Here is a 23,307-nt window from a genome sequence, read left to right as displayed (position 1 = left end):
AACAGTAACACCAACAATGGAATATGCATATCTTAAATTTAAAATAACACCTCTATACGCTTTTCTAACCCAAATTCAGAATGAGAAAAAGAACATTGCAATTGCAAAACCCTCGCTAAAAAAAATGTTCTTAACAGGATAAGAATAATGTAATTTTATGAATACTATTTTACACAATCAATTAGCTTTCTTGCACATAAAAATAAAGAACATGCACTCTTACGAAATAAGAATTAAATATATCAAAAACCTTTTGGCAGAAAGAGAAATAGCTCTCTATAAAACGACTTAATCCTATGATGAGACACCTATAAAGTTCCTATCTTCCTCTTATCATGAGTTTAATAAATTGACTCTTCATTCTACAAAGAAGTTATATCTCAACGAATAAAGAGAGACATCACGCTTATATGAAGCACGCTTTATCTCACACAAATATGGAGCTTTTTTTATTTTGACAACAAAATCTGTTTTGTCAGTATGACCTTCTTGGTAGTCTATTATAAGAAAACTGGGACATGGTTTTATGTCCAGCATAGCATTTTAGATTCGTCCTTAAAATATGAGAAAAGCGTAATTCTCCATTTACTCAATCAAACTTTTTCTTTTTGTCGCAAGGTATTAAAGTTTATAAAAACGAACCAATGAATGCTATTCTTATTGCTAGAAATAACAATGAAATCAAGGAGTATAATTTGTTAATAGGCTTGGCGTTATGTCAAAATATCAGCGATCAGATTGCTTTTTGGTTGTTTTAGAAATAAAATCATGAGCACAAATATTGATGAATAAAACGGGGGATTTAAATTGAAAATATTAATTCTAGATGACTATCAAAAAGCCACCCTAACATTACAGTCTATTAAAAAATTAATGAAATCGCATGAAGTGCTGGTTATCAATAATTTAGCTCAAGAATATGATTTAGAAGATAAGCTCAAAGAGATAGATATTCTTATCTTAATCAGAGAGCGGACTATAGTTGATAGAAATCTTCTCCTGAAACTGCCAAATTTAAAATTAATCTGTCAAACAGGCCCTATAAGTTCACATATTGATATAGAAGCTTGTAGAGACTTAGGAATTGAAATATTAGATGGTGGTGGAGATCCAACTTCTGCTGCTGAATTTGCGTGGCTCTTAATGATGTCTGCGCGGAGAAAATTCTATAAATCTGTGTCTGATATGAAAAAAGGACGATGGCAAACAACATTTAGCAACCAAATGAAAGGGGCTACTCTTGGAATATTCGGGTTTGGGCGTATTGGTAAAATGGTTGCTCAATATGCTCAAGCTTTTGGCATGTCCATTTTGGTTTATGGGAGCGAGCGTTCAACGCAAGAAGCAAAAAATTTAGGTTATCATTTTACGCATTCAAAAAATGAATTTTTTACACGTCCTGACATTATATCCGTACATTTACGTTTAAGCGATAAAACCAGAGAAATCATTCAAGTAGATGATCTGTGGAATATGAAACCCCATGCTCTTTTTGTCAACACAGCGCGTTCAGCTTTGGTTGAAAAAGGGGCGATAGAAAAAATACTAAGTTTGAAAAATTCAACTTACTTTGCACTGGATGTTTATGACAGCGAGCCAGTATATGAGAGCAAATTATTGCAATCAGAGAGAGTTCTTTGCACACCGCATCTGGGCTATGTGACTGAAGAAAGCTTTGAGAATTATATGGAAAAAGCTTGCCAAAATATAGCGTCTTTTATGAAGAACGCTTAATACCGGCTGAGCCAATGTTTGTAAAATTTATCTTATATTACTAGCGTATTAAATTTGCACGACACATAATAGCTTATTTCCTTAAATTGAAGCATATTCCTTAGTTTTCATATTAATACCAATCATATTGACAGATTTTTATGTCATCCGCATAAAATACCTCATTTATTGTTGCAATCATTATTAAAAAGGCTACAAGGAAACTTTCATTGTAGGGGGCGTAGTGAGCAATCATCAATTTATAGAAAAAAATTATTATCGATGGATTATATGCTTGTTGCCACTATCGCTCAAGCATCAGCCTGCTTCTTTGTTCAAGGAATTGGTCCTTTAGCTGAATTTTTTAAGAAGGATTTCTCACTGAGTGACTCTCAAATAGGTTTGCTGTCTTCAGCAGCGCAATTCCTACCTATTATTGGCTTACTTATAGCTGGCGAATTACTAGACAAGTTTAACGAGCGCTCTATTGTTGGCGTTGGCACACTCGGCGTTTCTGTCGCTCTTTTGTTGGGAGCAATCGCAGATAACTATATTTTCCTTTTGGTTTGTTTGCTCATTGTAGGGGGATTTTATAGTTCTGCTCAACCTGGTGGTGCTAAATCTGTTTCTGCATGGTTTCCACAATCGCAACGCGGATTTGCAATGGGAATAAGGCAGGCGGGGCTACCATTAGGTGGGGCATTAGCTGGGATGGTTCTTCCTGCGAGTGCGCTTGTCTATGGCATACAAGGTGCGTTTTTGGTCGGTGCCATTGTTTCTTTTTTAGGGGGATATATCTTTATTATCTTTTATCACGCACCAGCAAAAGTTGTCGCTATCGTTCCAAAAAGCAACGCAAAAGTTTCGTTCTATGCAAATGTAAGGTCTCGTCTTGCGATGTTGGCTGCGCCGCATATGAAGAATATTATTTTCTCAGGCGTTTCACTTGTGATCGTCCAATATGTTTTAACCATTTTTATAACTGTTTATTTTTATAGAATCTACCACCTGCCTCTAGATAAAAGTGCTTATTTGTTTTTTGTTTCACAGGCTTCTGGTGCCTTAGGAAGAATTATTTTAGCAGCGTGGAGTGATCATTGTAAAAAAGGACGATTTTTTCCTGTCTTGTTTTGCATGATTGCAGTCGTTTTTGGATTTTTAATATTAATTTTGGGCATGAATGGATCCATAATTTATTTAACTCTTTTATCTGCTTGGTTAGGTTTTTTGGGATTAGGATGGTATGGCCCTTGGGTTGCTTATATTGTAGACTCCTCGCCGAAAGAAAGCGTTGGCTTTTCTCTGGGATTAGCAATGTCTGTCAATCAAATCGCAATTATTGCTGCTCCACCATTATTTGGATTAATCCAAGATTTTACAGACACTTATTTACTAACATGGTTGATTTTAATTTTAATGATTGTTTTTTCACTTTTCTTAATAAAAAAGTATGGGAATATAATTGAGGAGGAAACTATAATGATAAATGAAAATACTGTTGAGTTGAGCAATGTCGAAAGAGACAATCTTTGGGAGGCTTTAGACCATATTATTTATGATCCATACGGTGGTATTGAATAGTCGGTTAAGCTAAAAAAATAGCATTTTCGCTGCTACCCCATAGAATCTTGGCAATTCTTATGAATCAAAAGATGTCTGTTACCCCTAGACCATATTTAGTCTTTGAAAACCTTCCTATTGATAGAAAAATTAATACGTCACCTAATCCTTATAATTGAGATGCGTCTTATAAAAGCGGTTATATAAGAGAAAATTTAATTATGATGTTTTCTTTATTAATCGGAGAGCCTTATTCAATTAAGTTTGAAGACGAACATATAGTAAATAACCTAGTTCCTTTAGAGGATAATAAAAAAATTATACAGAATTAGGATCTGAAGTTGAGTGAGATTTTCATAGAGAAAATACTGCACGAAAATTTATAACGGGTTTAAATTTATCTCCTAAAGGGACATTTTGCTCTGGTGTTCACAATGATGTTGATGGCCCATTAACGAGAATACCTGATGCACGTCTAACTTTACAACTTTTAAGTGAGGAGGATTTGAGGAGCTTAAGGGATAATTTATATATAATGAATGTTCCCTATGAGATGGAGAAAAAATGGGGGAATCTTTACAAGTAAAGCGCTCCTCGTTCAAGGGGACAGTGAATTCCCAAATATCAGCGCTGTTTTTTATCTGGGCATGTTAGAACCACAGTCAAAAAAAGCCAAGGACGCTTTAGATCATTTTTATGAAGCTATTAAGGCTGTATCTTTTGGAATTGATGTACAACCAGGAAGATTATTATACATTGATAACAGAATGGCTCTACACTCTAGAGATAAATTTTCTGGATCATTCGATCGTTATAAAAATCCAATGCGGTGGATTCAAAGAGTATTTGTGTTTGCAGATTTATGGAAACATCGATATTTAGAACAAATAAAAGAAAGAGTCTTTGACTTTCAATGTTAATGTCTTGATCATGATATGATGTTGAGTATTATATATATTGACGATACATCTCATATGTATAGATTTCTCCCGCATAATCAAGTGAGGTTACTACCTGATTATAAGCTATAGTGGCCAATTAATTTTCTATGTCTGCATTTGATCTTTGTTATTTTTGCCCTTCCTTCCAAGCCGCTAGGGGAATTATCCTATCAACCCCTTAAAAGAGTGATTTGGAGTAATTTCATCATGCGAAACAAAAATAGATTGAAAACTTTTCTATTGTTTTCACAAGTATGACGGTTTGCATAGTTGCACCTTTCAAGCACGGTAGCTTTTTTTCTTGCACAATGGAATCTTACATAGATGAGATAATATAAATTAATTTATAACAGATAATTCAATGTATTATCTAAAAAATGCAACGAAATAACTATGAATATATGAATTAAAAAACAAACATTGCGTACAAATAAATTCAATCATAATGAGGCACACGACTTATAACATTTTTTAGATGAACATATAATAATACACCCCATGTCTTTAAACAAAGAATGAAAATCATAAAATAAGCTCTAAGGATATGGGAACGCTCCACAAAGAAGAAACAGAGATGAAGCCTCCAAAGACTTCATCATCACCATCTTTCACTCTTTTGTTAACATATTCATTTTATACAAGAATCTTTCCCTCAGAAGAAACAGCATTTGCAACAGCTTCCTCGCTTGCCTCATCGGGTAATAACATCTCATTATGGGCACATCCCGATGGGATCATAGGAAAACAGTTTTCTAAATTATCAACACGACAATCGAAGAGAACAGGCTTATCACAATCAATCATTTGCTGAATTTTATCATCAAGTTCATCGGGTTTTGAACAATGAATTCCCATGGCTCCATAAGCGTGTGCCAATTTTACAAAATCAGGCATCGATTCCGTATAAGAATGAGAGAGACGATTACCATGCAACAATTGCTGCCACTGACGAACCATCCCCATATATTGATTATTTAAAATAAAAATTTTCACTGGCGTATTATGCTGAATTGCTGTTGCAAGCTCTTGAATATTCATCTGAATAGAGGCATCACCAGAAATACAAACAACAAGCGCATCAGGATGTGCTATTTGAACACCGATAGCCGCAGGAAGACCATACCCCATAGTTCCAAGACCACCAGAAGTCATCCAACGTTTTGGCTTATCAAAACGATAATATTGTGCGGCCCACATCTGATGCTGTCCAACATCTGTTGTCACATAAGCATTCGCATCTTTGGTCAATGCATAAAGCCGCTCAAGAGCATATTGTGGCATAATGACATCTTTTGTTTCCATATATGCCAATGAATTACGCGCTTTCCAGCGCTTAATTTGCCTCCACCACGCATCACGACTCTCATGATGAAATATCGGTTTGTACATATGCAAACGTTGATTAATATCTCTCAAAACATCAGCCACATCGCCAATCAATGGAACTTCCACTTTTACAGTTTTATTGATGGAAGAAGGATCAATATCAATATGGATAATACGCGCATGAGGTGCAAAAGCATCAAGACGTCCAGTGATACGATCATCAAACCGTGCCCCAACAGCTAACATGACATCACAATCATGCATGGCCATATTCGCCTCATAGGTTCCATGCATTCCAAGCATTCCCAGCCAATTTTTGCTAGAAGCCGGATAAGCACCAAGTCCCATGAGTGTTGATGTAATCGGAAAGTCTCCCAACTCAACCAAATCACGCAAAAGCTGTACAGCTTGTGGGCCAGATGAAATCACACCACCACCAGAATAAATAACAGGACGTTTTGCTTCTGCTAAAAGAGCAACAGCACATTCAAGTGCCTCACTCTTCCCTTTGAACTGTGGAGAAGAATGCTGAGATGCCATAACTTGAGGCATTCTATAAATACCCAAAGCAAATTGGATATCTTTGGGAATATCAATCAAAACCGGTCCTGGACGCCCTGATTGAGCAACGGCAAAAGCTTCATGAATAATGGCGGCAAGATCATTGACATCTTCAACCAACCAATTCCGTTTCGTACAGGGTTTTGTAATACCAACCGTATCAGCCTCTTGAAAAGCATTCGTTCCAATCACAGTTGTCGATACCTGACCAGAAAAACAAACAAGCGGGATCGAATCCATAAGTGCATCTTGCAAAGGTGTCACAGCATTTGTTGCCCCTGGACCAGAAGTCACAAGCATAACCCCTACCTTCCCTGTACTGCGTGCATAACCTTCAGCAGCATGACCCGCCGCCTGTTCATGACGCACCAAAATATGCCGCAGTGAATCCTGTTGATAAAGGACATCAAAAATAGGAAGCACAGCTCCACCAGGATAACCAAAGAGATGCTGAACTCCTTGATCAATAAGAGCTTGAACCACCATTTCAGCACCAGACATTCTTTTACCGTCCGCACTCTGTTGCATTTTTGGATGATTTGTCATTTTTCCCACTCGCTTACTTGATAGCACAATAAAAAAGCTCCCGAAGGAGCCTATCAAAAAAGGCTCTGAGAGAGCCTACTACACACAAAAAACATCTATTGTATGACTACCCCCCTTATTCCGATACACAAAACCTATAAGGAAAATACTTCCTGTGAAACACATTTCTAATTACATTGATAGCGTCCGTCAATAAAAAATTATATTTCTTAAAAAAATCCATTTACAATGAACTTTTTTCAAATGCTTTTTAGGTTTTTCAGCTTATCTATCAAGAAAGAAGCATCCATTCTTCATTAAATTGATGACGAAACCATGTCATCTGCCTTTTGGCATATCTCCTTGTTTGTGTTTTCACCATTTCAAGAGCATTTTCAAAACTTCTGTGTCCATCCAAATGCGCTATAAACTCAGCGATACCAATAGCCTTCATCGCTGGTAACATAGGGGAAAGTGCAAGCTTTTTTATAGCAATCACCTCTTCTAAAGCACCTCTCTCAACCATAGAATCTAACCGCTGATGAATACGTTCATAAAGCTGTTGACGGGGTGGAATAAGAAGAAATTTTTCTGCAACATGTGGTGGAATGAGAGGTGCTGTTTTTTGTTTTTGCCACCAACTTAATTTCTTACCTGTTGCATCATAAACTTCCAAAGCACGGACAATACGCTGCCCATCTTGCGAAGAAATTTTCTCGGCAAGAGCAGCATCAATGAGCAACAACTGGCGATAAAGATTCTCCACCCCCTCTTGATCAAGCCGAAGTCGCCACTTTTGTCGCACCACATCTGGAATAGGAGGAACTTTTGACATTCCTTCTAAAAGAGCTCGGAAATAAAGCCCTGTTCCACCAACAAAAATAAGCGATTTGGATGTAAACGTCGTCAATAACTTTTCAACATCACACAACCACTTTCCTACCGAATAATTCACCACAGGACTCACATGACCATACAAATAGTGTGGAACAATCGCAGTATCAGCCCTTGTTGGTCGAGCTGTTAAAATATTGAGAACATCATAAACCTGCACGGAATCCGTGTTAATAATAACAGCATCTTTTTCTTGCGCCACTTGTAAGGCAAACGCTGATTTCCCACTTGCCGTTGGCCCCGCTATCAATGTAATTGTCCTCTGCGTCATGAATGGAAATTCCTCTATCCATCATAAAAAATTTATGCAACATCATCCCCCAAAGGCATAATCTTTCATCTAGACTATCATAAAATGAACTCTTCAAACAAAATATATAAAAATCTCTATAGAAAGTGCAAAGACGCCCCTATAATAATTCTACTTTCTTTGCAAAAACAACAAAATACAGCTATAGGAGCTCTTTCACACTGTTCGCCATAACAACACGCGCTTTACAAGAGTAAGAAAAAACAAGAACTTAACCTATACAATCAAACAGTTTTATCTTTTTATACAAAAGAGATGAATATTCTGATCGTAATAAATACACAGCAGATTCTTGCTTTCATACTTTCATTTTTCCTACAACTGTTTTTTTCCATTAACCTCAAAACCAAGATAGGCAACATCCACAAATGAAGAGTTCTGATATGAATCCTTCTACATCAGGAATATTTAAAAACTGAAGGGAAAAATACCAACTCCCGCATACTGTGAGAGCGATAAAAAACACGAATGCTTAAACAAACATCTCAAAAATGAATTTCTAAAATATCAATCCCCTCATCATCAATCCATTGGAACCGTTACGAACCGTAATTCTCCATCAGGACGAGCAACGATGAGAAGAGCATTTTTGCGTCCAGCTTCACGTAATTTATGAATACGTTTTTTAGCCTCATTAATTGTTGTGACAGAACTTTGATTGATATCAACAATCACTTCCCCTATGCGAATACGCTTTTTATCCGCCGCACTATTTTTTACAACAGATGTCACCACCAATCCCCGCAGTTTATCGCTAATAGAATAATGTTGACGCAAATCCGTTGTAAGCTCAGATAATGTCATTCCCATAAATTGCATTGTTACACTTTCCGATACAGCATCGCCTTTTTCATTATCGGATTTTTCTTGTAAAGCCTCATTTGCATCTGTCTCAATTAAACGTCCAAGCTTAACTTTTACTGTTTTTTTCTGCCCATTTCGCAAAACAGTAACATCCACCACTTTTCCTTCTGAACTTTCCGCTACTAAACGGGGTAAATCACGCGCATGTTTAATTTGTACATCTCCAAAGGACAGAATAACATCTCCAATCTGTAATTGACTATTATCCACATCCGCCTGTTCTATCTTCCCAGCAACCAACGCTCCCATAGCATTGTCTAGCTTCAGATTTTTGGCAATATCTTCTGTCACCGGTTGAATACGTATAGCCAACCAACCACGTCTTATTTCTCCCAAATCACGCAACTGATTAATGACAGAAAGAGCCATATCCGATGGTATAGCAAAACCAATCCCTATAGATCCTCCAGAAGGTGAAACAATTGCTGTATTAATGCCAATGACCTTACCACTTCTATCAAATAAAGGACCACCAGAATTGCCTCGGTTAATCGCTGCATCAGTCTGAATAAAATTATCATAAGGTCCAGCATTAAGATCACGATTACGTGCAGAAATAATACCAACCGTCACACTTCCACCAAAACCATAAGGGTTACCGATAGCCATAACCCAATCACCAATACGCGCCTTTTCTGAATCACCAAAGCGGACAGCTTTTAACTTTTTACTTTTTGCATCCACTTGCAGCAGCGCCAAATCAGTCTTGCTATCCTTTCCAAGTAATTTTGCTTTTAGTTTTGCACCATCCGTAAAATTCACTTCAATATCATCAGCATCAACAATAACGTGATAATTTGTAACAATCAGCCCTCTTTGCGCATCAATTACAAAACCAGACCCCAAAGAACGCACCTTTTGAAACTGACTATCTTTTTGATCATCTTTAGGTGCAAAAAAATCATCAAAATATTCTTGTAATAATGAATCTTTTGGGATAACGGGCACCGGACTATTCTCGTCTTGTTCAGTACCCTCAACGGTCTGAGCTGTGGAAATATTGACAACGGTCTCCAAAAGCTCTGCAGCCAAATCAGGAACGGAAAGAAGTGTCTCTTTTGTTTCCGTTCCCCAAGATAAACTGATCGATCCTGATAAAAACAAAACCACACAGATAGCAACTCTTGTGACAAAAAACTTCAAAGACGTATTTTTATCTACGACACTTCTACCCATAACATGCCTTTAACAAAACGCTACAAGAGCCTCACGTAATTTATCTATGCAAAATCATGCATGGCTCAACACTTTACCACTTACACTAGAAAAGAAAACAACAACAGATCACATTTTTCATGCAAAAGCACAAGTTTACAATCCACCGTTGTTTCTACTCTCCTCCGATTTTCTGATCAGTTTTATTCAAGCCAGTATTCATGTTAGATGAAAAATTTCTCTTTTCCTGCAAAGGATTGTGGAAATACAAAAAGAAACTCTCATTTGGTGAAACCACCATCGGAATACGCTCCAAATTTTTATACTGTTCCATCGCCAACCAAAAATCGTAAAAGGATGGATTGGCTTCCCTAGCAGTCAATAAAAGGCGAATACTTTCAGCTTGCCCTTCACCGCGAGTAATTTCAGCATCACGCTTTGCAGCTGCAACGATCTCTTCATATTCACGATTAGCCTCCGCCACAATACGGTCTCGCTCCTGCTGCCCCCGAGCACGAATATTTTCTGCTGCCGCCTCACGTTCAGCTGCCATTTGCCGATAAACATCTTCTGAAACAGCATCCGTTAAATCAGTTTTGCGAATACGCACATCGAGAATAGTAATGCCCAATGAGCCAGCATCTACAGAAAACTGCCGTTGCACTTCGGCCATCATTGCTCCCCGTTCATCGGATAAAGCAGCCTTAAATTCTCGTTTACCATAAACAGCACGCAAAGCGTCAATAAAACGCGGAGCAAGATTTTCACGCGCAGCAATCTGCGGACGTCCTGACGCAATACGCTGTAAAAACAACTTAGGATCTGTAATACGATAAATAAAGAACGCATCCACTTCATAATAAGCACCACCTCGAACCTGCACAGATTGTGTAGGAACATCGTAACGCAACAATCGATTATCAACAACGATCATCTTATCCACAAAGGGCGCTTTAAAATAAAGCCCAGGATTAGATTCTACCTTAACAATTTGCCCAAAACGTTTAATTGCCACTTGTTGACGAGGATAAACAATAAAAACAGACATCCACAAAATCATCAAAAGCAGCACGATGGGACTCAATATAAAGAAAAAACGAGATTGCAGCATCATTAGCGTCCTCCAGAAATACGAGAATCTAAAAACGATGCCGAACGCGCTGATGTTTTTTTCGCGTTTTCTGATGAATTGCTGCCTAGCAATTCATTCAGAGGAAGATAAGGCACCGCTGGAGAGTTCATTTGATCAAGAATCAACTTATGCGGTGAGGAAAGAATACGCCCCATCGTTTCCATATAAAGACGATAACGCGTAGCTTCTGGTGAAAATGCCGCCTCACGTGCTATAGCCTGAAAACGCTCAGCACGCCCTCTTGCCTCTTCAACCATTTGAGCCTTTTCACCCTTTGCAATTTCCCGTGTACGTGAAGCCTCACCATTTGCTAAACCAATTTTAGTAAAACGCACACGATTTCCTTCCTCAATCATTCGCCCCCGTTCCTGCTCTGCCTGCTGGACAGAATTAAACGCCGCTGCAACCTTTGTAGGAGGAGCAGCTTCACTAATTGACACACGACTTATCTCAACACCAAGTTGATATTTATCTACAGTCAACTGGATAATTTTTCTCACGTCATTGGCAACTTCTTCTTTTTTATCCCGTAAAACGTCATCAACAGGCCTTGAGCCAATGACCTCACGCATTGCACTCTCAGCAACTTGACGAACTGTTCCTTCTTGATCATTCACATTGAAGAGAAATTGCCCAGGACGTGAAATCCGATAGTAAACAGAGAAATTGACATTAACAATATTCTGATCACTCGAAAGCATCAACCCCTCACTTTGTTGTGCTTGACCAGATTGACCACCAATTGCAATTGTTTTTTCGGTTAAAGGCACTTTCATATACGTCTCAATTGGCCAAAAATGAAAATGCAAACCATCACCGATAATTTCTGCCTTAGGCACACCAAAACGCAACTCCACCGCTTGTTCATTTTGTTGAACAATATAAAGAGACTGATACAAACAAAAAAACACAGCAAGAAGAAGCAATAAAACAAGCAACCCACCTCTTCCAACCTGTTGAAATTGATCTTGCCCTTTACGCAAAAGATCATCAAGATTGGAACCATTTCCCCCACCACTACTGCCACCAGAACCAAAAATGTTTTTAGCAGATGTTTTTTTGTCACTACCGAGTTTATTTTTATCGCCGCTCCACGGGCCACTACCATTTTGATTTGTCCAGGGCATCATCACCTCTTTAACTGACTACCATTCGTCAAATACCAACCATTCACTTGATCTTATAGAGTTCTTCTTATCTGATTACAATGTAACAGACATGCTCTTTCCACTTCATTATAAACAGTTATTTCCGCTCATAAACTACAAACCGTGTCGGATGACTGTCTTTATCTCCTTCTGGAATATATTGTGTTTGCACAAGAGTCCACTTTTCTTTATCGAAAACAGGAAAAAAACTATCCCCTTTAATAGAAGCAAGAACTTCTGTAAGAAATATTTTATCAGCAATATGCAACCCTTGTTGAAAAATTTCACCACCCCCAATGATAAAAATTGCATCTGCATCATTTTGCGATGCAATCCTTTTTGCAACAGAACAAGCTTGAGACAAAGAATGAACAACAACAGCGCCTTCCGCTCTCCATGTGCCATTGCGGGTAATAACGATATTTGTCCGCCCTGGCAAAGGACGCCCTAGAGAATCCCAAGTTTTTCGTCCCATAATAATGGGTTTACCGAAAGTCAAAGCTTTAAAGCGTTGTAAATCTGTTGACAGCGTCCAAGGCATAGCCCCTTCACGACCGATCACACCATTTTCTGTAACAGCTGCAATGAGACAAATGGGAAGGGTCATACTGCCACCGGCGCTTTAATATGTGGTTGTGCTTCATAATTTAGCAATTCAAAATCCTCAAATTGAAAAGAAAAAAGATCTGTTACCTCTGAATTTATACGCATAAACGGCAAAGCATTTGGGTTACGAGACAACTGATATTTTGCCTGTTCGAAATGATTAGAATAAAGATGCGCATCACCAAGAGTATGAATAAAATCACCTACTTTAAGCTCACTTACTTGCGCAACCATCATTGTTAACAACGCATAAGAAGCAATATTGAATGGAACACCTAAAAAAATATCCGCTGAACGTTGATAAAGTTGACAAGATAATTTGCCATCAGCAACGTAAAATTGGAAAAAACAATGACATGGGGGAAGAGCCATCTCTTCTATCAATGCTGGATTCCATGCTGATACAATTAAGCGACGAGAATCAGGCGTTTCTTTAATCATAGACAAAAGATTACTTATTTGATCGATATGTTTTCCATCAGGAGCAGGCCAAGAACGCCATTGATAACCATAAATAGGACCAAGATTCCCTTTCTCATCAGCCCATTCATCCCAAATCGATACACCATGTTCCTTCAACCATGCGATATTTGTATCACCTTTAAGAAACCATAAAAGTTCATAAATAATTGAACGCAAATGCAGCTTCTTTGTTGTTAATAATGGGAATCCAGCCTGTAAATCAAACCGCATCTGATAGCCGAAAACCGATCGCGTTCCAACACCGGTGCGATCAGTACGATCAATACCATAATTTAAAACATGAGATAAAAGATCAAGGTAAGTTTTCATATGGATATTATGGCCGATTCTCTTAATTATAGAAAATAAAAACTGTAAAATTCATAAAAATACAATTTAAATTTCTCTTCTCCAACATCTTGCACAAGAAATTACCATGATCCGATTAAACTTTTGACGCAAAAGACAAAATACTATAGACAATTCTTGGGGGAATAAATACAGGGGTAATCAACACACATGGACACAAATTAAAGGGATAGACTTATGGAGAATGAAACAACTCTAGCACCACATGATACGAGAAAACGTATCTTTGCTATCGTATCCAGTGCATCAGGTAATTTGGTTGAATGGTATGATTTTTATGTTTATTCTTTTACATCGATTTACTTTGCATCACAATTCTTTCCCTCAGATGGCAATGTTGTTGCACAACTTTTAAAAGCTGCAGGTGTATTTGCCATTGGTTTTCTTATGCGCCCAATTGGCGGTTGGCTTTTTGGATTTATTGCTGACCGTTATGGGCGCAAGCGCTCAATGCTTATTTCTGTTTTTATGATGTGCGGTGGTTCGTTCTTAATCGCCGTACTTCCTACTTATGAAACCATTGGAATGGCCGCAGCAGTTCTTTTACTTTTGCTTCGAATGCTTCAAGGCCTCTCGGTTGGCGGTGAATATGGCACAACAGCAACTTATATGAGTGAAGTTGCCTTAAAAAATCATCGTGGATTCTTTAGTTCTTTCCAATATACCACCCTTATTGGTGGCCAACTTTTAGCCAGCCTTGTTATATTTGTTCTTGCCCTTTATCTCTCAGAAGACCAATTAAAAGCATGGGGCTGGCGTATTCCTTTTGCAATTGGTGGATTAGGAGCGATTGTTGCCATTTATCTTCGTCGTTCTCTTCATGAAACAACCACAGAAGAAAGTCGCTCTCAAAAACATGCTGGTAGCCTTACAGAGCTTTTACGCAATCATAGAAAAGCTTTTTTTCTCGTTATTGGCTTTACAGCAGGAGGATCACTGACATTTTACACATACACCACTTATATGCAAAAATATCTGATCACAACTACTGGATTTGATAAACATACAGCGACAACGATAATGACTGCTGCACTGTTTGTTTTTATGTTACTTCAACCTGCATTTGGCTTTTTAGCGGATAAAATAGGCACAAAAATTTCACTTCTCATGTGGAGTGCCTTATCTATTATCTTCACGATTCCTGGACTTAAAATGATTGCCGGTACCAACGATACATGGATTGCTCTTCTCATCATTATCGGGATGCTATGCATTATGAGCTTTTATACGTCTATTTCTGGTATCGTCAAAGCGGAAATGTTCCCTGCTTCAGTACGCGCCATGGGAGTTGGGCTCTCTTATGCTATTGCTAATGCACTGTTTGGAGGCTCTGCTGAAGCTGTAGCGCTCGGCTTAAAAGATATTGGCTATGAATCTATCTTCTATTTTTATATAACCGGCATGATGATCATTGCATTTATCGCAGTTATCTTGATGCCTGATGCCAGAAAAACAGGATATCTTCAAGGAGATGATATTCATTAAACTTTTACGTTAACAAAAAGCCCAACATTTTGGGCTTTTTGTTATATTCGTAATATAAAAATAAGGTATTGATAGTCATTGTTATCCTCCCCTTCTTACAGTAAAAGCAACATTCTTTTCTATAACGTAAATTATGAGGAGTACATATTTCCTATTAGCACACATAAAGTAAGTCTTTTTTCCAATCAATACATTGTGCATTCAAGATTCAAAAACACTTACCTGAGCTCACAAACATTCATTCTTTTTATCAATAATAATAAAATTTTATTTAAAATGCCTTCTTTCCGTGAAAACGCACCCACCCTCTTTTATGCAATAATGCAAGCATGAAAGAAAATGAGCAGCAACAGTATTCTTTAACGTAAACAGTACGGATTATCGCAACATTATGTGTAGAATAAAAACATATTTTACTACAACTCTACCCTCTGCATATCACAAGTTCCCAAGTCCAAAAGACTCTTTTAAACAACTTTTATAAAAAATGACTATTATATCATTGAATTTTGATGGTACAAATTATTATCAACTTTAACTAAAAAATAAAAAATAGATTTAAAAGGGGGAACACTTCATGAAAAGCGACACAACTTCAGCACCGCATGATACGAGAAAACGTATCTTTGCGATCATATCCAGTGCATCTGGAAATCTTGTAGAATGGTATGATTTTTATGTTTATTCTTTTACATCGATTTATTTTGCTTCGCAATTCTTTCCTGCAGATGATAATACCGTTGCACAATTGTTAAAAACTGCAGCAATTTTTTTTATAGGCTTTCTTATGCGCCCGATTGGAGCATGGCTATTTGGCTTCATTGCTGACCGTTATGGACGCAAACGCTCACTGCTTATTTCTGTTTTTATGATGTGTGGTGGCTCATTCCTTATTGCGATACTTCCCACCTACGAAACCTTAGGAATAACAGCCGCATACCTTCTGCTTTTAATCCGTATGTTCCAAGGACTTTCCGTTGGTGGTGAATATGGTACAACAGCAACTTATATGAGTGAAGTTGCCCTTAAAAATCACCGTGGGCTCTTTGCGTCTTTCCAGTATGCTACACTTATTACGGGACAGCTTCTTGCGAGTTTTATTATATTTGTTCTAGCTCTTTACTTCACTGAAGATCAGTTAAAAGCATGGGGCTGGCGTATTCCTTTTGTTATTGGAGGCTTTGGAGCAATGGTTGCAATGTATCTGCGTAGTTCGCTTCATGAAACAACCACAAAAGAAAGTCGCTCTCATAAACATGCTGGGAGTATTAAAGAGCTTTTACGCAACCACATAAAAGCTTTCTTTTTGGTTATTGGCTTTACAGCGGGAGGATCGCTCACATTTTATACATACACCACTTACATGCAAAAATATCTGATTACCACCACTGGCTTTGATAAACACACTGCGACAACGATAATGACGGCAGCACTCTTTGTTTTTGTGTTGCTCCAGCCTCTCTTTGGTTCTCTAGCTGATAAAATTGGCACAAGGACTTTGCTTATTGGTTGGAGTGTTCTATCCATTATCTGTACAATTCCTGTCCTTAAAATGATTGGGAATGCTCACAATGCATGGGCTGCGCTCTTCATCATTATCGGAATGCTGTGTATTATGAGTCTCTATACCTCCATTGCTGGTATCATAAAAGCAGAACTTTTCCCTGCTTCAGTCCGCGCAATAGGAGTGGGGCTTGCTTTTGCCATTGGTAATGCACTGTTTGGTGGTTCTGCTGAATATGTAGCACTTGGATTAAAAGATATGGGATATGAAACTGTCTTCCCTTTTTACATCATCGCTATGATGCTCATTGCACTCATCTCAATTCTCTTGATGCCAGATATAGATAAAGGAGGATACCTGAAAGACGATGAGATCCATTAAAATTTCTACACACAATAAAAAAGCCCAACGTTGGGCTTTTTTAAATGAATCCTATAAAAATGAAAAAAAGAAGCAGAAATATAAAATAATTTACTTCTTGTAGTCTACCTTAAAGGTAAAAAATAGTGTTCTCACCTATATGGTGACAACACCTCTCTCAAACTCTATGTTGTTTAGATTTCAGCAAATATCTTTAATTGTTAAGTCATGAAATAATCAAAACTTTTAAAAATCTATGACCTGTCCTCTCATATCATCACCTTTAAAAACAGCTATCATCCTTTTTATCAACATTTCACCCAGCTTGAAGCACTTTTTCAACGCACTTCCTTTTGCGATTCTCTATGATGCATTTTAAATCCTCTACAAAATAAAATCTCAAACGGTTTAGTCATAAACAAAAGAAGCCCTCTCCAATAGCTTTCATAAGAATTACGAGAGACAATTGCATTTTGATAATACAAAGCGTACAACAAATTTAACTATAAAAAATAAACTATAAATTTAGAAGGGGAACATTTCATGGAAAATGAGACAATTTTCGCATCAGATGATAGGAAAAAACGTATTTTTGCTATCATAGCTAGTGCATCAGGCAACCTCGTAGAATGGTATGATTTTTACGTTTACTCATTTGCGTCAATTTATTTTGCATCACAATTTTTTCCCTCAGATGGTGATGTTGTTACACAACTGTTAAAAAGTGCAGGAGTCTTTTTTATTGGTTTTCTCATGCGCCCGATTGGGGCATGGATGTTCGGCTTCATTGCTGACCGTTATGGACGCAAAAACTCAATGCTGATATCTATTTTTATGATGTGTGGGGGTTCTTTCCTCATCGCCATACTCCCTACTTACGAAACCATTGGTATAACAGCAGCAATCCTTCTGCTTTTAATCCGCATGATGCAAGGACTTTCAGCGGGTGGTGAATATGGCACTGCAGCAACTTATATGAGCGAAGTTGCCCTAAAAAAACATCGTGGCTTTTTTGCTTCTTTCCAATCAGGCACACTAATCACGGGACAGCTTCTCGCGAGTTTTATTATCTTTATTTTAGCACTTTACCTTAACGAAGATCAATTAAAATCATGGGGCTGGCGTATTCCTTTTGCCATCGGTGGCTGTGGAGCAGTAGTCGCCATTTATCTGCGTCGTTCGCTTCATGAAACAACCACCAAAGAAAGTCGCTCTAAAAAACACACTGGTAGTCTTAGAGAGCTTTTTAGCAAACACAGTAAAGCCTTTGTGGTCATTGCTCTCTTTGCATCAGGAGGATCCCTCACCTTTTACACCTGCACCACTTATATGCAAAAATATCTGGTCACAACAACCGGATTTGATAAACATACTGCCACAACGATAATGACTGCCGCCCTGTTTATTTTTGTCCTTTTTCAGCCCCTAGCAGGTGTATTAGCTGATAAAATTGGCACAAAAACTTTACTCATCATTTGGAGTATACTCTCTGCACTCACTACGTTTCCTGGGCTGAGTATAATCGGCAACACGCATAGTGCATGGGTTGCTTTATTTGTCATTATTGGAATGCTTTGTATTATGAGCATGTATACATCCATCTCCGGTGTCGTAAAATCAGCAATGTTCCCTACTTCAGTACGAGCATTAGGTGTAAGTCTCTCCCACGCTATTGGGAATGCATTATTTGGTGGTTCTGCTGAATACGTAGCACTTGGTTTAAAAGATATAGGACATGAAACACTGTTTTATTTTTATATAACCGGTGTCATGATCGTTGCCTTCATTGCACTGCTCTTTGTCCCAAGTATGAGTAAAGGAGGATACCTCGAAAAGGATGAGGCTCATTAACGCTTTGTATGAAATAAAAAAAGCCCAATTTCTTGGGCTTTTTTATCCTTCACATAAAAATTCTTATTCAATATTATTTAAATTTTATCAAGCGCATTGAGTTGCTTCGCGAGTAAATAATAAAAAGTCATACGACTTTTTCTACGATCCCCAGACATCATCTCCGCAACTTTCGAAACAGCGGCTTTAACACTTTGCGCATCAGCACCTAACACATCTTGAGCCCATTTTTCAACGCGCTCTAATTCTTTTGGATCTGATGTAGCAACAAGCGATGCATCCTGCTTTTGCATGACCAAAGCTAGACGACGGCCAAGTCGTTCTACGGCAGATTCATCGGGATTTGGATCATATAGTTTAATATCTGCTAGATCATTTGTCATTGTTTGCCATCTCCTCTCCAAGAATGAGCGGCTATACTTTACAGCCGCGCTTATAATAACCTTGTATAATAACCTTGTAAATAATTAGAGGATTTAAAATATTAACAACCCCCCTTTTACAAAGACCATTCTTCATCTATATTTAAAGAGCTGGCTTGCCAGCTATGGTAATAAATGGACAATGAAATAAGCTTATTGGACCCGGGGGCGGTACCCGGCGCCTCCACCAAAGTATAAGAGAAGGTATATTTTGGTGGGGGCGAAATAGGATCGACAAGAGTGTAAAGATTGCTCTTTTACTCGGCATAGTACCACCGTTATCGGACTAAATGAGTAGTTGCAAATGACAACTATGCGGAAGCACGTCTCGCTGCCTAAGGTGGTGTGAATGCTTCAAATTAAGTCTTAAACCGTCGCAGGTTTAAGCGGGGTCCGAAGGCACCTGGCAACAGAAGCCTTCACTCTTATAAATGTTATTGGCTGATCTCTCAGATATGATTTGTCGCAGAATTTCATATTCTTTTTTCAGTTAATTTAAGTGCATAGTCGATAAAATATTACTAGCTTAAAAATACATTCTATTGCACAATATTGCACATGCTCATCTGCTACGTGAAATAAAAGGAATAAACTTCGATGGTTCAAGATCAAATCCGCTACGATATTCTCGTTCAGGATGCGCTTCGTGGGGTTATCCGTAAAGTTTTATCGGAAGTTGCTAAAGCAGGGCTTCCGGGAAATCATCATTTTTTTATTACTTTTTTAACAGATACTCCAGGCGTAAAAATTTCTCCTCGGCTAAAAAATCGTTATCCAGAACAAATGACTATTGTCTTACAACATCAGTTTAGAGATTTAAGTGTTTCGGAGACCGCTTTTGAAGTAACACTTTCTTTTAGAGAAATTAGCGAAAAATTGGTGATTCCTTTTTCTTCTATCCAAGTGTTTTATGACCCTGTCGCTTCATTTGAAGCAGCATTTGATCTGCCCTCAAATCTGACCTCTGAGGAGAGTGAAATTTCGGAAAAGAGCTCACCCGCACCTGTCGTGTTATCGGATAAACAAAAAAAAGAAAATACGCTTCCAAAAGAACAAAAGCTCAGCACAAATAAGGAACCTTCAAATAATGATACAAAACAAAGCGCTGATGTTGTTTCATTAGATTCTTTTCGGAAAAAGTAAATAAATTTGCTGATGACAGAACCAATTAACCTTCGCCAATTTCGCAAGCGAAAAAAGCGTGCAGACAAAGCACTTCATGCAGAAGAAAATCGCCATCGTTTTGGACGAACCAAGGTTGAAAAACTTTTCGAGCAAAAAGAAGCTTTAAAGGTACAAAAATTTCTTGATCAAAATCGTTTACACCACGACGAATAAGAGTAGAAAAATGCACGAAAATGATTCTATTGATTGGTCAAAAGTGGTAACGAAAAAAATATCCATTCGGATTGATGGACACGCAACAAGCATATCTTTAGAACAACCATTTCTTGACATTCTTAAAACCATAGCGCGTAAAAGAAGACAATCTTTAGCCTTTATTATCACGGACATTGACAGAAAAAGACCACAACAGATAAATCTTTCAGCTTCATTACGTGTCTATGCCCTGCAAAGTATTCTCACCCAAAGCATTTGATATTCATTGTTATTTTTACAATTTTTGTTTTCTTAATTTAACCGAAGATGTGGTGTTTTTTTTTAAAGTTTTTTAAATCTAGCACTTAAACAAAAAAAAGACTACACAAAAGGTATAATGAATAATTTTTCTGATCACATACCATTCTTTGAAGAAGATACCCTCTCTCCTCATGAACAGAGTTCTAATGCCGCTACCCACGCGATAACAACAAAAGAACAAACACAGTTCGATACCGGTTATTTAGAACAACTCAATCCTGAACAACGTCAAGCCGTTATAAGTACAGAAGGCCCCCTGTTAGTTCTTGCAGGTGCCGGTACTGGAAAGACACGCGTTTTGACAACACGTATTTCCCACATTTTGCGTTCTGGACTAGCCTCTCCTCAACAAATACTTGCTGTCACTTTCACCAATAAAGCAGCACGTGAAATGAAAATGCGTATTGGTGAGCTTATTGGTGAAATTGTTGAAGGTATGCCTTGGCTTGGAACCTTTCATGCCACCGGTGCAAAAATTTTGCGCCGCCACGCAGAACTTGTTAATTTAAAAAGCAATTTTACAATTCTTGATAGTGATGATGTTACCAGACTTTTAAAACAGCTTATTCAAGCTGCAGAATTGGATGATAAGCGTTGGCCTGCTAGAAACCTTGCCATAATGATTGATTCTTGGAAAAACCAAGGTCTTGCACCAGAACACATTTCAGAAAGCGATACCTATTCCTTTGGTAACGGTATGGGACGCGAACTTTATCGTAGCTATCAGGAGAGATTAAAAAGTCTTAATGCCTGTGATTTTGGTGATCTTCTGCTTCATTCTATCTCTCTCTTTCAACATAATCCAGATATTCTTCGCCAATATCATTCCCAATTTCGCTACATTCTTGTAGATGAATATCAAGATACCAATACAGCACAATATCTTTGGCTCCGCCTTTTAGCACAACAATCTAAAGGGCGACACGTTAACCTTTGTTGTGTTGGTGATGATGACCAATCCATTTATGGATGGCGAGGTGCTAAAGTTGACAATATCTTGCGTTTTGAAAAAGATTTTCCTCCTGCAAAAATTATTCGTTTAGAACGCAATTATCGCTCGACATCACACATTCTTAAAACGGCTTCTCATCTTATTTCTCATAACCAAGGAAGACTTGGCAAAACACTATTTTCTCATCAAATAAAGAGCAAAGAAGAAAAAGTAAAAGTTCATGCAGCTTGGGATTCAGCAGAAGAAGCACGTGCAATTGGAGAAGAAATTGAACGCGCACAACAAGCTGGTCATTCTCTCAATCATATGGCTATATTGGTGCGTGCCTCATTTCAAATGCGTGAATTTGAAGATCGCTTTGTAAGCCTTGGTCTTAACTACCGCGTCATTGGTGGTCCACGCTTTTATGAACGAATGGAAATACGCGATGCCATGGCTTATTTGCGCGTTGTTGTTCAACCAGCAGATGATTTAGCCTTTGAGCGTATTATCAACACACCTAAACGCGGCTTAGGAGATGCTACCCTACGCACTCTTTATGAAAGCGCTCGAGCACGCGCCATTCCTCTCTTTTCTGCTGCAGCCGCAATCATTGAAACGGATGAGCTAAAACCCAAGGCACGCAGTGCTTTGCGAAACGTTGTTGAAGATTTCCGCCGTTGGCAAAATATGCTGCAATGCACACCCCATAGAGAACTTGCCGAAACAATTCTTGATGATTCAGGCTACACAGCTATGTGGCTAGAAGATCGCTCACCCGAAGCAGCAACACGACTAGAAAATCTTAAAGAAATGGTCCGCTCAATAGAACAATTTGAAAACCTTCCAAGCTTTTTAGAACATGTCGCACTGGTTATGGATACTGAAAACAATGAAAATACCGATGCAATCAACATTATGACTCTCCATTCCGCCAAAGGACTTGAATTTGAAACCGTTTTTCTTCCAGGTTGGGAAGAAGGCCTCTTTCCTCATCAACGCTCATTGGATGAAGGCGGCCGCTTAGGATTAGAAGAAGAACGCCGATTAGCTTATGTAGGACTAACAAGAGCAAAAAAACATTTACATATATGGTTTGTATCCAATCGAAAAATTCATGGATTTTGGCAACCTGCGCTGCCCTCTCGTTTTCTAGATGAATTACCAGTAGAACATATAGAAGTCATAGAAATGGGAACATCTTATGGTGGTTATGGAAGATCTTCCTTTAAATACCCCAATTCCTTTAACAATAACTATGTTACACCAAAACAAAAGCGTACACAAAAAAACATTGAAGGAAAAATCATCAACCAATCAGTCTCTGAAGAACCATCAAACTTTGTAATTGGTGATCGGATTTTTCACATAAAATTTGGTTATGGCCATATCACCGCAATAGATGATCATAAATTAACCATTATGTTTGAAAAAGCTGGAGAAAAGCGCGTTCTCGATAACTTTGTAGGCAAAGCTTAAAGCACAAGGTAAAGATCACACAAATAACCTTTCCAAACGAAAAATCGCTTTTCTATGTTATTTTGCAT

General features: G+C 38.1%; 18 protein-coding genes and 1 other RNA gene. 11 read left to right on the top strand and 8 right to left on the bottom strand.

The window, feature by feature from the left end; genetic code table 11:
- The first annotated feature begins 807 nt into the window (after positions 1-807).
- The 3 genes from PVV64_RS01860 (at position 808) to PVV64_RS01850 (ending at position 4,193) form a co-directional block, all read left to right on the top strand.
- Positions 808-1,734, top strand: a complete 927-nt coding sequence (locus PVV64_RS01860) for a D-2-hydroxyacid dehydrogenase family protein (RefSeq protein ID WP_273759403.1) — start codon at positions 808-810, stop codon at positions 1,732-1,734.
- Between the two features lie 261 nt (positions 1,735-1,995).
- A complete protein-coding gene (locus PVV64_RS01855; RefSeq protein WP_273759401.1) occupies positions 1,996-3,294 on the top strand; it encodes an MFS transporter in 1,299 nt (432 codons plus the stop codon).
- 527 nt (positions 3,295-3,821) lie between these two features.
- Positions 3,822-4,193, top strand: coding sequence for a TauD/TfdA family dioxygenase (locus tag PVV64_RS01850; protein ID WP_273759399.1), 372 nt, complete (start codon positions 3,822-3,824; stop codon positions 4,191-4,193).
- Positions 4,194-4,847: 654 nt separating this feature from the next.
- On the opposite strand, the gene PVV64_RS01845 is transcribed toward PVV64_RS01850, so the two are convergent.
- From PVV64_RS01845 to PVV64_RS01815, 7 genes are all read right to left on the bottom strand, one after another.
- Entirely contained in the window at positions 4,848-6,647 is a 1,800-nt protein-coding gene (locus PVV64_RS01845) for an acetolactate synthase 3 large subunit (protein WP_273719918.1), read from the bottom strand.
- Between the two features lie 271 nt (positions 6,648-6,918).
- A complete protein-coding gene (miaA, locus tag PVV64_RS01840) occupies positions 6,919-7,791 on the bottom strand; it encodes a tRNA (adenosine(37)-N6)-dimethylallyltransferase MiaA (RefSeq protein ID WP_273759397.1) in 873 nt (290 codons plus the stop codon).
- A gap of 561 nt (positions 7,792-8,352) precedes the next feature.
- Positions 8,353-9,870 (bottom strand): Do family serine endopeptidase, encoded by a 1,518-nt coding sequence (locus tag PVV64_RS01835; RefSeq protein ID WP_273759395.1) that lies wholly within the window; start codon positions 9,868-9,870, stop codon positions 8,353-8,355.
- Positions 9,871-10,024: 154 nt separating this feature from the next.
- Entirely contained in the window at positions 10,025-10,960 is a 936-nt protein-coding gene (hflC, locus tag PVV64_RS01830; RefSeq protein ID WP_273759445.1) for a protease modulator HflC, read from the bottom strand.
- A 2-nt stretch (positions 10,961-10,962) separates the two neighbouring features.
- Positions 10,963-12,108 carry an FtsH protease activity modulator HflK gene (hflK, locus tag PVV64_RS01825; RefSeq protein WP_273759393.1) on the bottom strand — a complete coding sequence of 382 codons (1,146 nt, stop codon included), beginning with the start codon at positions 12,106-12,108 and terminating at the stop codon, positions 10,963-10,965.
- 118 nt (positions 12,109-12,226) lie between these two features.
- Positions 12,227-12,736 (bottom strand): dihydrofolate reductase, encoded by a 510-nt coding sequence (locus PVV64_RS01820; RefSeq protein WP_273759392.1) that lies wholly within the window; start codon positions 12,734-12,736, stop codon positions 12,227-12,229.
- Positions 12,733-13,527, bottom strand: coding sequence for a thymidylate synthase (locus PVV64_RS01815; protein ID WP_273759390.1), 795 nt, complete (start codon positions 13,525-13,527; stop codon positions 12,733-12,735). The genes PVV64_RS01820 and PVV64_RS01815 overlap by 4 nt, the downstream gene beginning before the upstream one ends.
- Positions 13,528-13,743: 216 nt before the next feature.
- Here PVV64_RS01815 and PVV64_RS01810 point away from each other — a divergent pair, with 216 nt between their 5' ends.
- The 3 genes from PVV64_RS01810 (at position 13,744) to PVV64_RS01800 (ending at position 18,766) form a co-directional block, all read left to right on the top strand.
- A complete protein-coding gene (locus tag PVV64_RS01810) occupies positions 13,744-15,051 on the top strand; it encodes an MFS family transporter (protein ID WP_273759388.1) in 1,308 nt (435 codons plus the stop codon).
- Positions 15,052-15,628: 577 nt separating this feature from the next.
- Positions 15,629-16,936: an MFS family transporter gene (locus PVV64_RS01805; RefSeq protein ID WP_273759386.1), complete on the top strand. Its 1,308-nt coding sequence runs from the start codon at positions 15,629-15,631 to the stop codon at positions 16,934-16,936.
- Positions 16,937-17,458: 522 nt separating this feature from the next.
- Positions 17,459-18,766: an MFS family transporter gene (locus PVV64_RS01800; RefSeq protein WP_273759384.1), complete on the top strand. Its 1,308-nt coding sequence runs from the start codon at positions 17,459-17,461 to the stop codon at positions 18,764-18,766.
- Between the two features lie 77 nt (positions 18,767-18,843).
- Here PVV64_RS01800 and PVV64_RS01795 read toward each other — a convergent pair whose 3' ends face one another.
- Positions 18,844-19,149: a DUF2853 family protein gene (locus PVV64_RS01795; protein ID WP_273759382.1), complete on the bottom strand. Its 306-nt coding sequence runs from the start codon at positions 19,147-19,149 to the stop codon at positions 18,844-18,846.
- Between the two features lie 110 nt (positions 19,150-19,259).
- Here PVV64_RS01795 and ssrA point away from each other — a divergent pair.
- From ssrA to PVV64_RS01770, 5 genes are all read left to right on the top strand, one after another.
- Positions 19,260-19,612, top strand: a transfer-messenger RNA (tmRNA) gene (gene ssrA / locus PVV64_RS01790).
- Positions 19,613-19,785: 173 nt separating this feature from the next.
- The gene (locus PVV64_RS01785) at positions 19,786-20,331 is read left to right on the top strand and encodes an SspB family protein (RefSeq protein WP_273759380.1); all 546 of its coding nucleotides are present in this window, start codon (positions 19,786-19,788) and stop codon (positions 20,329-20,331) included.
- Positions 20,332-20,343: 12 nt separating this feature from the next.
- A complete protein-coding gene (locus tag PVV64_RS01780) occupies positions 20,344-20,526 on the top strand; it encodes a DUF4169 family protein (RefSeq protein WP_273759379.1) in 183 nt (60 codons plus the stop codon).
- Between the two features lie 10 nt (positions 20,527-20,536).
- Positions 20,537-20,788: a ribbon-helix-helix domain-containing protein gene (locus PVV64_RS01775; protein WP_273759377.1), complete on the top strand. Its 252-nt coding sequence runs from the start codon at positions 20,537-20,539 to the stop codon at positions 20,786-20,788.
- 117 nt (positions 20,789-20,905) lie between these two features.
- Complete coding sequence (locus tag PVV64_RS01770) at positions 20,906-23,239, top strand: ATP-dependent helicase (protein ID WP_273759375.1); 2,334 nt, start codon at positions 20,906-20,908, stop codon at positions 23,237-23,239.
- Positions 23,240-23,307: the final 68 nt, after the last annotated feature.

The sequence above is a fragment of the Bartonella sp. ML70XJBT.G genome, assembly GCF_028618575.1.
GTDB lineage: Bacteria > Pseudomonadota > Alphaproteobacteria > Rhizobiales > Rhizobiaceae > Bartonella.
This window is presented reverse-complemented; position numbering and strand designations above follow the sequence as displayed.

What these genes read in the sequence shown, in the direction of transcription:
- PVV64_RS01855 (WP_273759401.1), top strand. Translation starts at nt 1,996, where the DNA reads ATGGATTATATGCTTGTTGCCACTATCGCTCAAGCATCAGCCTGCTTC.
- PVV64_RS01850 (WP_273759399.1), top strand. Translation starts at nt 3,822, where the DNA reads ATGAGATGGAGAAAAAATGGGGGAATCTTTACAAGTAAAGCGCTCCTC.
- PVV64_RS01845 (WP_273719918.1), bottom strand. Translation starts at nt 6,647, where the DNA reads ATGACAAATCATCCAAAAATGCAACAGAGTGCGGACGGTAAAAGAATG.
- miaA (WP_273759397.1), bottom strand. Translation starts at nt 7,791, where the DNA reads ATGACGCAGAGGACAATTACATTGATAGCGGGGCCAACGGCAAGTGGG.
- PVV64_RS01835 (WP_273759395.1), bottom strand. Translation starts at nt 9,870, where the DNA reads ATGGGTAGAAGTGTCGTAGATAAAAATACGTCTTTGAAGTTTTTTGTC.
- hflC (WP_273759445.1), bottom strand. Translation starts at nt 10,960, where the DNA reads ATGCTGCAATCTCGTTTTTTCTTTATATTGAGTCCCATCGTGCTGCTT.
- hflK (WP_273759393.1), bottom strand. Translation starts at nt 12,108, where the DNA reads ATGCCCTGGACAAATCAAAATGGTAGTGGCCCGTGGAGCGGCGATAAA.
- PVV64_RS01820 (WP_273759392.1), bottom strand. Translation starts at nt 12,736, where the DNA reads ATGACCCTTCCCATTTGTCTCATTGCAGCTGTTACAGAAAATGGTGTG.
- PVV64_RS01815 (WP_273759390.1), bottom strand. Translation starts at nt 13,527, where the DNA reads ATGAAAACTTACCTTGATCTTTTATCTCATGTTTTAAATTATGGTATT.
- PVV64_RS01810 (WP_273759388.1), top strand. Translation starts at nt 13,744, where the DNA reads ATGGAGAATGAAACAACTCTAGCACCACATGATACGAGAAAACGTATC.
- PVV64_RS01805 (WP_273759386.1), top strand. Translation starts at nt 15,629, where the DNA reads ATGAAAAGCGACACAACTTCAGCACCGCATGATACGAGAAAACGTATC.
- PVV64_RS01800 (WP_273759384.1), top strand. Translation starts at nt 17,459, where the DNA reads ATGGAAAATGAGACAATTTTCGCATCAGATGATAGGAAAAAACGTATT.
- PVV64_RS01795 (WP_273759382.1), bottom strand. Translation starts at nt 19,149, where the DNA reads ATGACAAATGATCTAGCAGATATTAAACTATATGATCCAAATCCCGAT.
- PVV64_RS01785 (WP_273759380.1), top strand. Translation starts at nt 19,786, where the DNA reads ATGGTTCAAGATCAAATCCGCTACGATATTCTCGTTCAGGATGCGCTT.
- PVV64_RS01780 (WP_273759379.1), top strand. Translation starts at nt 20,344, where the DNA reads ATGACAGAACCAATTAACCTTCGCCAATTTCGCAAGCGAAAAAAGCGT.
- PVV64_RS01775 (WP_273759377.1), top strand. Translation starts at nt 20,537, where the DNA reads ATGCACGAAAATGATTCTATTGATTGGTCAAAAGTGGTAACGAAAAAA.
- PVV64_RS01770 (WP_273759375.1), top strand. Translation starts at nt 20,906, where the DNA reads ATGAATAATTTTTCTGATCACATACCATTCTTTGAAGAAGATACCCTC.